The organism is Bryocella elongata, from assembly GCF_900108185.1.
Classification (GTDB): Bacteria; Acidobacteriota; Terriglobia; order Terriglobales; family Acidobacteriaceae; genus Granulicella; species Granulicella elongata.
Map to the genome: position 1 here is coordinate 123,287 of NZ_FNVA01000003.1, position 14,659 is coordinate 137,945.

Annotated in this window: 7 protein-coding genes; 1 reads left to right on the forward strand and 6 read right to left on the reverse strand. The window is 62.6% G+C overall.

What is annotated here, in order from left to right:
• The first annotated feature begins 91 nt into the window (after positions 1 to 91).
• The gene (locus C4S68_RS09820; RefSeq protein ID WP_103932896.1) at positions 92 to 2,578 is read left to right on the forward strand and encodes a S9 family peptidase; all 2,487 of its coding nucleotides are present in this window, start codon (positions 92 to 94) and stop codon (positions 2,576 to 2,578) included.
• A 102-nt stretch (positions 2,579 to 2,680) separates the two neighbouring features.
• On the opposite strand, the gene C4S68_RS09825 is transcribed toward C4S68_RS09820, so the two are convergent.
• The 6 genes from C4S68_RS09825 to C4S68_RS09850 form a co-directional block, all read right to left on the reverse strand.
• The gene (locus C4S68_RS09825; protein WP_160115079.1) at positions 2,681 to 4,510 is read right to left on the reverse strand and encodes an ATP-binding protein; all 1,830 of its coding nucleotides are present in this window, start codon (positions 4,508 to 4,510) and stop codon (positions 2,681 to 2,683) included.
• Positions 4,511 to 4,587: 77 nt separating this feature from the next.
• The gene (locus tag C4S68_RS09830) at positions 4,588 to 5,334 is read right to left on the reverse strand and encodes an SDR family oxidoreductase (protein ID WP_235011491.1); all 747 of its coding nucleotides are present in this window, start codon (positions 5,332 to 5,334) and stop codon (positions 4,588 to 4,590) included.
• Positions 5,335 to 5,387: 53 nt separating this feature from the next.
• On the reverse strand, positions 5,388 to 7,610 hold the full coding sequence (locus tag C4S68_RS09835) for a glycosyl hydrolase (protein WP_200821524.1): 2,223 nt from the start codon (positions 7,608 to 7,610) through the stop codon (positions 5,388 to 5,390).
• Positions 7,611 to 7,747: 137 nt separating this feature from the next.
• The gene (locus C4S68_RS09840; protein ID WP_160115080.1) at positions 7,748 to 8,122 is read right to left on the reverse strand and encodes a helix-turn-helix domain-containing protein; all 375 of its coding nucleotides are present in this window, start codon (positions 8,120 to 8,122) and stop codon (positions 7,748 to 7,750) included.
• A 24-nt stretch (positions 8,123 to 8,146) separates the two neighbouring features.
• Positions 8,147 to 10,522 carry a glycoside hydrolase family 2 TIM barrel-domain containing protein gene (locus C4S68_RS09845; RefSeq protein ID WP_103932899.1) on the reverse strand — a complete coding sequence of 792 codons (2,376 nt, stop codon included), beginning with the start codon at positions 10,520 to 10,522 and terminating at the stop codon, positions 8,147 to 8,149.
• Positions 10,523 to 10,673: 151 nt separating this feature from the next.
• Positions 10,674 to 14,585, reverse strand: a complete 3,912-nt coding sequence (locus tag C4S68_RS09850) for a TonB-dependent receptor (RefSeq protein ID WP_103932900.1) — start codon at positions 14,583 to 14,585, stop codon at positions 10,674 to 10,676.
• Positions 14,586 to 14,659: the final 74 nt, after the last annotated feature.

The window sequence follows — 14,659 nt, forward strand, 5'->3', positions numbered from 1 at the left end:
GAGTAAGGATGCCGGTGAGACTCGGTGCAACGGCGGCCCGTATATCGGGTATCGTTACACCAAGTTCACCGACACTCTCCGAGGCAATCCCATGGATCGCAAGCTGGCCCTGGCGCTCGCGCTGTCTTTCACTATCCCTGTCTGCGCGCAGACCGAGTTGAAGTATCAGCAGCCGCCCGCGGCCATTGAACAGCTGTTGGATGCCCCGCCGACGCCCACAGCGCGTGTATCTCCGGACCGCAAGGTGCTGCTGATCGAGCAGCCCGCGACGTTTCCGACGATCGCCGATGTGGCGGCGCCGCGCTATCGGCTGGCAGGCATCCGGTTCAACCCTGTCATCAGCGGACCGAGCGTGGTGACCTACGACATCGCGCTGAAGCTGCAGCCCGTGGCTGGAGGCGAAGCGAAGGCCGTGACTGGCCTGCCGGCAAAGTTGAAGGCTTCTGACGCCAGCTTCTCTCCGGATGCGAAGCACATCGCGTTCGTGCGCACTGTGGATGCTCCGGCGACGATGGCCGGGCAGGAGCTTTGGGTCATCGATGTGGCTACCGCGGCCGCGAATCGCGTGGGTGCGGTGCACCTGAACTCGATCCTCGGGCATCCGTGCGAGTGGCTGCCGGATTCGACGGGGCTGCTGTGCAAGACGGTGCCTGCGACACGCGGCGCTGCGCCGAAGGAGACGGGTGTTCCGACCGGCCCGCATGTACAGGAAAACCTGGGCACCAAGCGGCCTGCACCGACCTATGAGGATCTGCTAAAGACGCCTGAAGATGCCGCGATCTTTGAGTACTATGCAACATCGCAGCTGGCGGTGGTATCGCTGGGCGGCGTGGTAAAGCCGCTCGCGGTGAAGGGCGTAGTCGAAGGCGCAAAGCCTTCGCCGGATGGCCACTATGCGATGGTGTCCCTGATCCATCGGCCGTTCAGCTACACGATTCCCTACGAGCGGTTTCCTCAGCTGACGGAGATTGCGTCGCTGAAGGGTTCAGCGTCGCCGCATGTTCTGCAGGACCGCCCTGCGGTGGACGATCTGCCTATCAGCCGCGACGCGGTGCAGCCTGGGCCGCGCGACTATAGCTGGCGCTCGGATGCACCTTCGACTGTGGTGTGGGTGGAGGCTGCGGACAACGGCGATCCCAAGATGAAGACCAATGTGCGTGACCGCGTGAAGGCTCTGCCTGCACCGTTTACCGGCGAAGCGACGACGCTGGTGGAGCTGGCGATGCGTGTGCAGCGCGGCTTTGGTGCGGCAGCAGCTGGCCCTGTGCAGTGGGGCAATGAGCACCTTGCTCTGGTGACGGAGTCGCGCTGGGCGGACCGCAAGACTGCGATTGTGGCGTTCGATCCGAGCACTCCGGACAACACGACGATGCTGTACGAGGGGTCATCGCAGGATCGGTATCACTCGCCGGGACGGCCGATGACGGAGTCGAATGCGGCTGGGCATCCCGTGCTGCAGCTCACACCGGATGGCTCGGGGATCTACTTCTCATCGGAGGGCGCTTCGCCCAAGGGCGACTTCCCCTTCGTGGGCGTGATGCCGATCGCAGGAGGCAAGGAGTCGGTGCTGTTCCACTCTGTCGATCCTTACTATGCGCAGCCCGTGGCCCTGCTGGCCGGCAACACGCAGCTGCTGGTGCGCCGCGAGGCTGCGACGGAGTCTCCCAATTACTTTGCCGCGACGTTGAAGGCAGGTGCAGCGGACTTCCGCCAGGTGACGCACTTCGCTTCACCGTATGCGGGCATCGCGATGCCTACCCACCAGCTGCTGCACTACAAACGCGCCGACGGCGTGGAGCTGACGGCGACTTTGTGGCTGCCTGCAGGCTATGACAAATCGCAAGGCCCGCTGCCGACGCTGATCGAAGCCTATCCGGCGGAGTTCAAGACACGTGCCGCTGCGGCGCAGGTGACAGGTTCCACCAACCGCTTCCCGAGCTTCGGTTGGGGCGGCTCACCGGTGTACTTTGCGCAGAACGGCTATGCGGTGATGGAGAACGCCGCGATTCCGATCATCGGGGAAGGCGACAAGGAGCCGAACGATACCTACGTCGAGCAACTGGTGGAAGGTGCGAAGGCTGCCGTAGAAGCCGGTGTCGCAACCGGCACGGTGGATCGCAATCGCATCGGCGTGATGGGCCACAGCTATGGCGCGTTCATGACGGCGAACCTGCTGGCGCATACGGACATCTTCCGCGCGGGCATCGCTCGCTCGGGAGCGTACAACCGCTCGCTGACGCCGTTCGGCTTCCAGAACGAAGAGCGCACCTACTGGCAGGCGCCGCAGGTGTACTTCGAGATGTCGCCGTTCAGCTACGCCGACAAGATCAAGACACCGATCCTGTTGATTCATGGCGAGGCCGACGACAACACCGGCACCTTCCCGATCCAAAGCGAGCGGTTGTACGCGGCGCTGCAGGGCCAGGGAGCAACGGTGCGGCTGGTGTTTCTGCCGCTGGAGCCGCATCACTACGGAGCGCACGAGAGCCTGCAGCACATGCTGTGGGAGATGAATCGCTGGCTGGACACGTACGTGAAGCCGATGACGCCAGCGGTTGCTCCTGCGAAGAACGACTAGTCGCACTGGCTAAGAAAGATTGGGCCGTACAGAGGGTAACTCCAATCTGTACGGCCCTCATCTTGTCTGCGGGCTCACGTCATAGACGAGCCAGGGAGCGGCTTACTTCACGGTTGAGTCATCGGGGAAGAAGACCACGAAGATCGTCCCGCTGTTGACTCCTCGCCGACTGCGAACGCGAACGGTGCCCGAGTGCTTGGCGATGATCTCCGCGCTGACCCAAAGGCCAAGGCCTGTGCCTGTCGCATCCTTCGTCGTGAAAAAGGGCTCGAAGATTCGCTGCAGCGCATCCTCCGCGATGCCTTCGCCCGTATCGGCGACTGAAACACATACCCCCTCGCACCAAACGCCGTCATTGCGCCGTCCCGAACCACGGCGAACGCTCAGCGTCAGGCGACCGCCGCGGGACATGGCATCCAGCGCATTGCCTACGAGGTTGGCGAAGAGCTGACGCATCTCTCCGGCGTAACCGAAGACCTCCGGAGTCCCGCGATACTTCTTCTCGACGACGATGTTGAGCGCGGCAAGTCGGGACTTATACAGCGTCAGGAGAGAATCCAACACTTCGCCGACGCTGGTCTGTCGCGGCGAGGTGGACTGGCGGTAGAAGCGGAGCGTCTGTTGCGTGATCTCGGAGACCCGCGCGAGTTCGGACTGGGCGGTGGCGATGTACTCCTGCGCTTCGGCATCCAGCGGCTCATGCAGGGACAGCAGGTAGAGAAGGTTCGTGACGGCCTCGAGAGGATTGTTGACCTCATGCGCTACGCTCGCGGCCAAACGCCCGGCAGCGGCAAGCTTCTCGGTCTTGCGCAGCGCTTCTTCTGTGCGCAGGCGCTCCGTGGTCTCGACCACGATTGCGCCGACCCAGCGAACAGATTCTCGTTCGGTGCGCACGGGATAAAAGTGCATGTGCCAGCTTCGACGGGTCCCAGGGGAATTCGGTGGTTGCCCGGACAGCTCGACATCGCGCACCGCTTCGCCGGTCTCGAAGACCTGGCGAATGCACGACTCCTTGCGGGACGCGACCTCGGCGCTGTAGAAGTCGCTCACCGGTCTGCCCGAATGAAGATCCGGCGCCAGGCCGTGGGTGTCGGCGAGAAAGTCGTTCACGCGCACGTAGCGGAGATCGCGGTCGAAGAACGCGAAGCCGATGGGCGCGTTGCCCAGCATGGAGTCGAGCAGGGCAACGGTCTCCATCAGGCCGTTGCGGCGATCTTCGAGCTCCCACACCATGGAGTTGACGCTGGTGGTGAGTTCGCCTGCCTCGTTGTTCGTGGTGACGGGAAGAGGGAAGGCCGACTTCGCGTCGGGATTCTGAATGAGTCGCTGCGTGGCTTCGCCGAGCCGGCGCAGGGGCCTCGTGATGCCGCGCACGAGCAGAAAGATCGGCAGCAGGTTGGCAAGGAGAGCAAATCCACCATAGGTGAGGCAGACGCGGAGGATCATCCGCAACGTGTTCTGCGTCGAATCGTGGTTCGGTTCGAGCCACAAGAGCGCAATCGGCTGCCCATCGTGGATGACGGGCGTAACGCCCTCCAGCAGCCCGTTGCTGATCTTGAAGACCTTCTGCTGCGTTGAGGTGCCGAGGAGGGCCTGCTCCGACGGATCGAGCTTGCGGCTGCTTCCTCGTCCGACGGCGTCGATGGTTGTTCCGGTGAGATCGGTCAACCGTGCTGCATCGATGGACGGGGTGAGCTGCGACATCTCGAGGATGCGCTTTACCGAGTCGTCATCGCCCTTTGCCAGGTCTTCGGCGCAGCCGGTGGAGAGAAGAGCGAGCTCCTGGATCAGCCGCTGACGCGATCGCTCTTCCGCGGTTCTTCGTTGTGACGTGATGATGTACGAGACGAAGACCACGAGGAACAGCGTCTGCACCAGAATTGTGCTGAAAACCAGCTGGCCGAAGAAAGTTCTTGGCGCGAGTCGACCCATGGGCCTTCCCATTATGCAGGATGCCGCGCGACGCCGCTTGCTTCCACGAAGGGGCTATTGGATAGCGCCAACCGCTCTCAACGAGGGGGCGTGCCCATATTTCGGACCGTCATCTGCACGACGCGCACGTTTGCAGGCTGTGCGCAGGCGTACCAGATCGCATTCGCGACCTCGATGGGATCGAGCATGGAGGACGTTGCCACCGACTCTTCTGTCCGGCCCTTGCCTATGGCGAACTCCGTCTTGATTCCGCCCGGGCAGAGGACACCTACCTTGATGCCGAAGGGACGCAGCTCGGCGTCGAGCGCCTGCGCAAAGCCGACCTGGGCAAACTTGGTGGCGCAGTAGACGCTTTCGTTTGCCGCGCCCGCCAGGCCGGCTACAGAGGAGATGAACAACAGTGTCCCCCTGCGCTGCGCGAGGAAGTGCGGCGCGGCAAAGCGCGCAAAGAGAAACGAGCTGCGCATGTTGCTGTTCATCAGCTCGTCGAACTCCTGCGGAGAGGTATCGACCAGCTGCTTGTAGTTGCCCTGCCCCGCGTTGCAGATGACTGCGTCGAGGCGACCGAACCTTCCCAGGGCGAGGCTGATGGCAGACTTCGCCGTCTGCACGTTCGCGGCGTCTCCGCTGTGGAAGACGGCCTCGCCGCCCTCATCGGCGATCTCGCGGCAGAGCTGGTTCAGCCGATCCTCGCGACGGGCCGTTGCTACCACCTTCACGCCGCGGCTCGCGAAGAGCTTTGCGGTCGCCCAGCCCACACCGGAGCTTGCGCCGGTGACGATGGCAACGGTGCCCTTGAGCAGAGCTTCGTGGGTGCTATCCAAGACTTCGACCTCCATCACTGTCCGTGCATTTTCGCGCTGCGCTTGCAGGGCATTCAATGTGCGCCTTGCTTCACGATGATCACCAGCGTCGCGTATGGCTCTAGTGCCAGGGGCACCGTGACCTGCTCCTTGCCGACGATGGCGCTGGGAGCTGGCATGCTGGATCCCGCCTGCGGGTCCCAGAGCTCCACGGTGTTGCCCGCAGCACGAAGCTTCAGCTCATTGTGCATCGCCACGCTGGACTCGTTGAAGAGCAGAAACACGGTCGCGTCCTTGAGCTTGCGATGCGTGTAGCGCAGAGCGGCATCGGGGGTTGCCAGAGTCAGTTCACTCGAAGGCACGGCACGGTATAACGCCGAGAGGAGCTCCGCTGGAACGACCTGCGGTAGCGGCGGAGCCATCGGTGGCTGCGCCGGAGGCGTCGGCGTGGGTTCGAGCGTCGCAAGGCTGATGCTCGCCCAGGCGAAGTCCTTCGCCGTGACGACGTGATCATCGATGTAGGTGCGGCCCGCGACCTGGGTTGGTGTGCCACCGACGAACAACACGTGCCCGCCTCCGGCAACAAGAGCTTTGAGGCGAGCGATCGTCGCTTCGGAGAGAACGCTTGCGCTGGGCACGATGATGGTGTGCAGATCATTGCCACTAAGTGTCTCCAGCGTGCCGTGGCCTGGCTTCAGCACCATCGCGATCGCGTCCTCGTCGACGATGTCGAAGTCCACCTGGTGTTCAGAGAGAAGCCGCTCCGTGGAGACGAAGGTGTTGTCAGCCGTCGCGTCTCCCATCCACAGCGAAGCGGCGGGGAGCAGAAGACCAACCGAAGCTGCGGGCCTGCCCATCGACATCAGGTAGCTCAAGCGGCTGGTGTACTGCATCAGCGCGGGGTAGGCAGGGTCGCGCATGAAGGCTGCGGGGCCACCGCGTCCGGGTGTGCTCGTCGCGGGGTAGTACATGGTCTCGACGAGATTCACGCCGCGCACGAACTGCTCGTTGAGAATGTAGTGGGCCATCGTGACGTCAGGCGCTGGCCGATAGGCTGCGAAGCTCTCCGTGAAGGCTCGTGGATGCCCATACACGTGTGCTGCCGAGCTGGCGAGCCGCGGGAAGTCGGAGATCGTGTCCGTCCAGATCTGGTGCCAGATCGTATCGATGCCGGGAACCTGCACGTAACGCATGTCGCGGAAGAAATCGCCTTCGCTGTGCACCAGCTGCAGCTGCATCTCTTCATGGTTAAGATGGACCTGGTACTCGAGGTGATTGGCTGCGCACCAGTCCCCCTGCGGCTTGAAGAAGCCGTCACGGAAGAGGTTGGCGAAGACATCGTAGTAGTCGGCCTTGGCCTTCAACTCGCGCGGCGTGAGAGCTACGTCCTTCGGCTGGAGGAACGTTGCGACAAAGGGACGAATGTCATAGCCCTTGGTGGCACGGAACGCATCGAAGAACTTCGGCGTCCACGGCAGGCCGTTCAGCGAGTAGTCAGGCTCGTCGCCGCGAAAGCCGAGGATGGTCTTGCCGAACTCGTCCCCGACCGCTGCCTTGTAGGCCTCGTGCGTGTACTTGAGATACTGCGCTGTTGCCGCGGGGTTGAGATAGTCCTCAAGGGTCTGCGTGCCGTCCTTCACCCGCCTGGGGTTTGTGTCGGAGCGGGTTGGCGATGTCTTGAACGCATGCGTGATGAGGTAGATGACCCACGAGTCGCCTGTGGCCACCCAGTGCATGCGCCCATTCGCAATGGGCAACTGAACAGCTTCACCCGACTTCGAGTCGATCGCTGTCGCTGCGACCTGGTCAGCCGACGCAGCCTGATCGAAGGTCTCGCCATTCTTCATGGGTATGCGTTGCGCGACGAGCGCCTGCATGCCCAACTCGGGATGCTCCGCGGTGAAGCGGCCACCTGCGAAGCCGCTGGGATAGCCCGCGTCATCGACGATCCACACACGCATGTTGCGCTTCTTCGCTTCGCCTACAAAGCTGCGGAAGAAGGCGAGGTACTCGGGCGAGAGATATTCGTACTTCGAGCCGAAGCCATACTGCACCGTCACGGCACGGAATCCCAGCGCTTGCATACTATCGAGATCACGCTGCACGGTGGCCAAATCGAAAGGACCATTCAAGCCGTAGTACGGCTCAGGGCCATACTCGGGCGGCGGCGTCTTCCAACTCGCGAACACCTGCTCGGCGGTAGGGTTCTGCAGTTGCTGCCAAGCCTGCGCATGCGCGAGCTCCGTGGCTGCCACAGCAGAGAGGAGGAAGGCCGCAGTAATACAGATGCGTTTCAAGGTTTCAATCCTCGTGTGAAGGCGCGTCAGGTTCGCAGGCAGTCGCGTTCGCAGGCATGAGACTCGACGTGCGCTCGGTTCCAATCTACTGCAAGGCTGCGGGCTCGCAGTTCTCTGCGAGTCGCGTCCTCCAAACCTCACCGGCCCGAAGCCAGGCCATTGTCTTGCGGCGTGGGTTGCGTCATCGACGCCCAGTACTTGCCTTCCACATCCTGCCGCAACATGTTGGTAAATGCGAGCGTGCGGAGGATGCGGTAGATCGTCGTCCTTGCGAAGCGGGTCTCCTCGTGGATCTCCGTCACGGTGAGACCACGGTTGCGCCGGGTGAGGATCTTGAGGATCACCATGGCACGGAAGACCGTCGGGATGATGTATTCACGGCGATGGATGTTCTCGGTATAGGCCGCGTCTTCGCAGGGTGAATCGGACGCATGAACCGCCCTGCTGACGCTGTCGGGGCCGCGCTCTGGACCGTTGAAGGAAGCCAGTTTCTTGGTTGGCAATGTCTTCATCGCACTCCTCTCGAAGCTCATCGGCTAGTGGACGTGGAGGGTCAGATCGGCAGTCGTAAGACCCGGAGACTTTGCGAGCAGATGCACCTCTCCCGCAGCGCTCCCGCGGAGCAGGACCAGGGCGCGGCCATCGTAGGTCGACCGCTGCGTGCTGCTGAAGGGAGCAGAGTAGCTGTAGTCTGCATCGTCGGTTGCGAGGATGGAGCCCGCGCCAGTCGAAGAGAATGCGACGGGCACAACCGCACCAGGCACCGGAACCCCGCGGGAATCCACCACCATCAGTCGCACTCTTGCGACATCATCGAATCCCCTGCCCGGCTCAGAGCCTTCGAGTGTGAGGCGAAGCGCAGAAGGTGGCCCTGCGGTTCGAAGTGTCTCCACGACTGCGGGATGATCGGTGCACCGAGCCTCCAGCGCCCCGGCACGAAATGACACCTCCCAGACTCGCGGTGACGCATCGGCATTGAGTGACTTGCTGCCCAGGCTGCTTCCATTGAACTGCAGCGCCACTTCCTTGCAGTTGCTATAGACCTCGACATGTTCTGTATGAGGAGCTGAATCGGCGGGCGTCCAATCGTGAAGCGCAGTGGGCTTGGGGCGATACTGCTCCAGCTCATAGCCGGGATCCGTGGGGGCCTTTGGCGCGAGTGCGACTCGGCGCACGACGTGCACCACAGGATGATCCGCCCACCAGCTTTCGCGCTCCAGCGAGTCGGGCTTGGGATAGTCGGTGCGATCGTTCATCCCTGAAGCATCGGCGAAGAGCGGCCAGTGACGGCTCTCTCCGAGATAGTCCACACCGGCCCAGAGAAACATCCCGGAGTACGGTGGATTGTCACGCACCGCAAGCCACGTCGCGCGGTCGTGAATATTCTCCGTGCCAAGAATCCTGCGCGTCGGCTTGGCCTCGTGCGCCGCGAGGATCTCGTTCGGCCGATAGTTCTGGCCGATCACGTCGAGCAGATCCGCAAGACCATCGTCGTAGTCATGCGAAGCATTGGGACGAAAGAGCGCCTGCGTGACAGGCCGCGTCGGATCTTCTTCGTGATACGCAGCGACGAGGCTCGCGAGGATCGGCTTCGCGATCTCGGGATGCGGCGTGTCGTGGATCTCATTGCCTGCACTCCAGGCAATGATGCTGGGATGATTGCGGTCGCGCCGCACGGTGTCTCGCGTTTCCTTCAGGTACCAGTCGCGGAAGTACAAGTGGTAGTCGTAGCGGTTCTTTGCGACGGTCCAGGTATCGAAGAACTCGTCGAGCACGAGGATCCCCATGCGGTCGCAGAGGTCGAGGAGCTCGGGTGCGACCGGGTTGTGCGCGGTGCGGATCGCATTGGCGCCCATCGCCTGCATGGCACGCAGGCGGTGTTCCCACAGCGACAGCGGTGCTGCCATGCCAAGAGCACCAATGTCGCTATGAAGCGCGACGCCCTTGATCTTGATGTTCTTCCCGTTGAGCCAGAAGCCGGTGGCAGCATCGAAGTGAGCATCGCGGACGCCGAAGGTCACGACTTCGCTGTCGCCGTGCCTGCCGGCTTCGACGGCATCGACATGCACGCGATAGAGTGCGGGGTCGTCGAGGTTCCAGAGATGAGGGTGCGGGAGACTGAGCGTTGCCGTGTAGGCCGATGTGGCTCCGGCTGGGATCGAAGCTGCGGCCATCGTGGTGTGGGCAATGGCGCGGCCTGTAGCGTCGAACACCGTGACCACCACACCAGCGGTCTTCGGGGACACGTCGTCATTGCGCAACACCGTCGCGATTCTCAGCGTTGCAGAGGCGTGCGTGATGTTGGAAGACGCCACCACAGTCGACCATCCCTCGACATGGACAAGCGGAAGCTGCTGCAGGTGGACATGCCGATAGATACCCGCGCCCTGATAAAAGCGCGAGGAGGGTTGCTGGCTGTTGTCCGCGCGCACGGCGAGGACGTTATCGGCGCCAGGCGTGGAGTTGAGGAATGGTGTGAGGTCGTAGCGGAAGGTGACGTAGCCGTTGGGCCTGTGCCCCAGCAGGTGGCCATTGAGCCAGACGTCGCTGTTGGCCATCACACCATCGAACTGGATGACCGTGCGAACGCACGATATCGCTGGTGTGGGCAGGTGCTTGCGGTACCAGCCAATACCCATAGGAGCGAACGCTCCCGCTCCGCCCGACGGGTTGGAGGCATCCGCGCCGGACTCGATCGCCCAGTCATGCGGCAGAGACAACGTGCGCCAGGCATGATCGTCCGCGGAGGGCTGCTCACCTCCGGGAGCGTCACCGAGGTGAAACTTCCAACCTTGATCGAAGAGCACTTCGGTGCGTGTGCATGGAGATGCAGCATGGGCTGCTGACGTTGCCGCAGCCAGCAGCGCGACGAGGAACAGCGAGATCGGGAGCCTCCGACGATTGACGATCATGCAGGACGGGTCCCATGCCTTGGTGAAAGAGATTATGTTTCGCCCGAGTTCCTGGAAGGATCTGAGCACGGCAGCTCTTCCCTGCTGGAGCAGCAGGAGTAGATCGGGCGGAATGAGCGCTGCTCACTCCGCCCGGTGGGTTGGGTCGCGACTAGAAACTGATGCGACCGGAGAATTGAAAGTCGCGGCTATCAGAAGACGCACTGGTGAGCGTACCGAACGTCGATGCGTTGATGTTCTGACCGATGCCGGAGGCGCTGCCACCACCACCGCCGCCGAAGGTCACCGAGTTCAGAATGTTCTGGCAATCGACGCCAAACTCAAACTTCACCAACTCGGTGATGTTGAAGTTTCTGCGCAGGCCTCCATTGATGCGGCCGTTGCTGGGAGCGCGGAGGTTGAAAGCCCCACCGCGAGGAGCATCACCGATCATGTAATTTCCGGAGTTGCAGAACGGCCCGGTGCTGGCCGTGCAGGCTGCGCCGCCCGCGCCCTCACCAGGTACCGTGTTGGTGACCGCACCGCTGAGGTAGCTGACCGTGCCGAGTGTCAGCGCCGTGACGCCATTGCCCCACTTGCCATTCTGGCGAATGCTCTTGCCGGTGAAGTTCGGGTTGACGTCAGGCATGCAGGTCCCCTGGCCAGGAAGTGTGGTCGAGGTGCAGGCCGATGAGGTGATGAAGAGCGGCACACCGGAGAGATACGTCGCTGTTCCGGAGAACACCCAGCCGCCCGCGAGCGCCCGCACCAGGAAGTTGTTGCCGCCGAGGTGCCCCTTGCCGAAAGGCAGCTTGTAGACACCGAAGACTGCGAGGTTCTGCGGTTGATCGAGCACCGAGATGGACCGGTCGATGCGATCGGCCTTCCAGGACTTGCCGCTGAGGATCGCGCTGCCGGGGATGTCATAGCCGGTGCGGATGGTGCCCGCGTCGTCGATCTCCTTGTTGTAGGTGTAGTTCACGTTAAGCGTCAGGCCGTGGGTGGGGCGGATCGCGAGCGAGAACTCGAAGGCGTTGTACGCGGCGTTGGCGGAGTAGAGGCCCCACGTATCGCCTGTGCTGGAGTACTGCGGCATCCACTTGAGGCCCTGGCCGATGGTCGCAATGCTGGAACCTGCGGTGGTAGCGGCAGCAGCGGCGAAGCCAGGGTAGGGAGTCGCGCAGCACCCAGCGACGATAGCCTGTGCCGCAGCGATGTTGGTGGGCGTCGCGGCCTTGGTGAGCAGCGCACCCAGCGGAAGGTAGATGGGATTGATCTCACCGGACTGCAGACCGCGAAGACCGGATGCGCCGGCGATGAAGTGGCTGATCGTTCCCGCGTAGTTGACCGTCACGGTGATGCTGTCCGTGATGGAGCGCTGCAGGCCGGCGTTGTAGAAGTAGAAGGTCGGTGTGCGGTCTCCGTAGTACGGATCCCCATAATTGATGCCCGCGGTGGACTTTACAAAGGCCCCCGAGCTGTTGACGAAGTTGCCCACGAGGCCTGTGCTCAACTGGCTCGTCGCCGACGGAGGTGTGATCGCCGGAAGGCTGTATCCAGGGCCGCCGAAGTTGGTGTTGTTCAGGTTGGCGTTGTAGCCGCTGTTGTTGAGATAGAACACCGGGCCAGCCGTGGGGCCGGCAGCATTCGCGGTAAAGCTTACAGGCTGGCTGAAGCCTGTTTGACCCGTGGCGTTGGCTGCCGCACCGCCGGTGCCTCCACCGTGCGAGTAGAGGATCGCTCCGCCAGCGCGCAGCACGGTCTTGCTGTCCATCGAGTAAGCAAAACCGAGTCGCGGACCGAAGTTCTTCCAGTAGGTATGCACCGGCGTATCGCAGCCGCAGCTTGCGCTGGAGCCGCCATAGTTACCGGCAAACTGGAATGAGCCCATGTTGCCCGTGTACGGGTTGGTGATGTTCGGGTTGAGGAACGACCAGCGATCCAGTGCTTCGCGGAAGCCCGGCATGTAGTCCCAGCGAAGGCCAACGTTGACGGTGAGCTTGGGCGTGACCTTGAAGTCGTCCTGGAAGTAAGGCGACATGGGGTGGTAGCGATCGCCAATGTCGGAGAACGGCTGCAGCGTGGTGCTGGTGCTGCCTACCGCACCGAGCATGTAGCTGGCGTAGGAGAAGCCGGTCGTCGCCGTCGCATAAGAGGTGCCCGTCACCTGCGCAGTCTCGTTGTTGCTCCACGCATAGGTGGTGGGCGAGGACGGGCTGTTGAAGCTGCTGAAGTTCTCCATCAGGTCCTGGAACTGGAAACCGATGTTGAGCGCGTGACGCCCGATGACCCACTCCACGTTGTCGAGAAGATCGTAGGTGTGCGTCACGGTCTTGTTGGTGATGTCCGGCTGCGACCACGCGGTCGGAGCGTTGGTGCCAGCGAAGCTCGAGCCGGGGAACTCGTCCGACGCCTGGCCGGGCGGGAGGCCCGTAATCCCCAGCGTTGTGGCTTCGTACTTCGAGATGCCCTCGGTGCTGTTCTGCGTCGGCGGCCCACCGAAGTACTGGTAGCCGATCTTGAACTGGTTGACGAGGTTCGGCCGGATGGTGAACGTGTGCTCGAGTTCGAGATAGTCGCCCACGACCGTGGACAACGTGGCCGCGAGGTAAGGAACCGGGAGATTCGCCGAGCCCGAGGTGTAGGGAACCGCATGACGGCGGCCGCTCGTGTAGGCCGCAGACAAGCGTTGGCGCGGAGAGATGTCCCAGTCCATCTTGTCCGAGACAATGTAGTTCTTGTAGCCGGTCGGGATGCCGCCAACATAATTGTTGGTGAGGTTCGTGTTGATCGGGGCAGGAAGGAACTGCTGCATCGCCTTGGCGAGAGGCGAGATCTGCGCAGCGGGGATGACGTTGCCTGGGAAGGCCGTGCGGGTGCACGTGGTGCCGTTGCAGCTCTGCGTGGAAGGATCGTAGATCACATAGTTGGGGGCGGTACCGGTGACGCCGCAGCCACCGTGAGCGGGATCGAGCAGCTCGCAGAAGTTGCCCTGACGCATCAGGGCGGTGGGCAGGGTATCGAAGCCATACGTAGGCGCCGACTGGGCGTGCACCTTATCCAGCGTGAACTGGAAGAAGAGCTTATCGCGGCCATCGAAGAGGTGCGGAATGCGGACCGGCCCGCCGAAGCTGATCGAAAGCTCGTTCTGGTGGTCGGCAGGCTTGGAGATATGCCCGTAGGAGTTGGGCGTTGAGTTCTGCGGGCCCTTCACGCCGGACGCATTGGTGATGGTGGCCCAGGGAGCGGAGAAGCCCCAGGTATCGAAGGCTGTGTTGCGGATGAAGTCGGCGACGGTGCCGTGGTACTTGTTGGTACCGGACTTCAGGTTGTAGTTCTCCAGCCCTGCGCCCTGATACTCGGCGGAGAAGCCGCTGGTAACGACCTTGATCTCGTCGATAGCCTCAAGAGGAATGACGTTGAACACGGGGCGGTTGTCGCCCTGTTGCGAGATGGTGGTGAGCGGAAGGCCGTCGACGTACAGCTCGCCAAGGCGGGTTGCCGTGCCACCGATGACCGACGAGCGGCTGCCCGGCTGCGCGCCGGGAAGAAGATTCGAGAACTGCGTGATGTCGCGCTGCTGATTGCCGGAGACGAGCAGCGGAAGCTCGAGGTACTCGGAGCCCTGGATGGTGCCGCCCAGCGTTGCGTTGGTGGTGTCGAGCGCCGGAGGTGCACCGGTGACGGTGACCGTCTCTGTCTGGCTGCCGGTCTTCAACGTCACGTTCAGGCCGAAGACATCGAGTGCGTTCACCTGAATGTTCTGTTGCGCGTGGGTCTGGAAGCCCTGCGCCTGGACCTCGACCGTGTAGTTTCCGGGCTGCAGCGGTGAGATGTCATAAAGTCCGCCCGAGGACGTGGGCCGCTCCGTCTTGACGCCGGTGTCAACGTTGGTCGCGATCACCCTGGCATTGGGAATGACGGCGCCGGTCGAATCGGTGACGGTTCCCTGGATCGCACCCTGACCGCCCGACTGGGCGAAGGTTGCAGTCGCTGGAAGCAAGATCAGAATCAGGACGCCGAGCCATGCCACGAGCTGCCTGGACAAGGGGGGAACAGGGGTGGTGCGATTGCGGAAATACATCCGTAGGTCTCCTCGAAGGACTTGCGATCACCCGATCTGTTCGCAGGGAAAACCCCTGCGCGAGGTCAGCATGG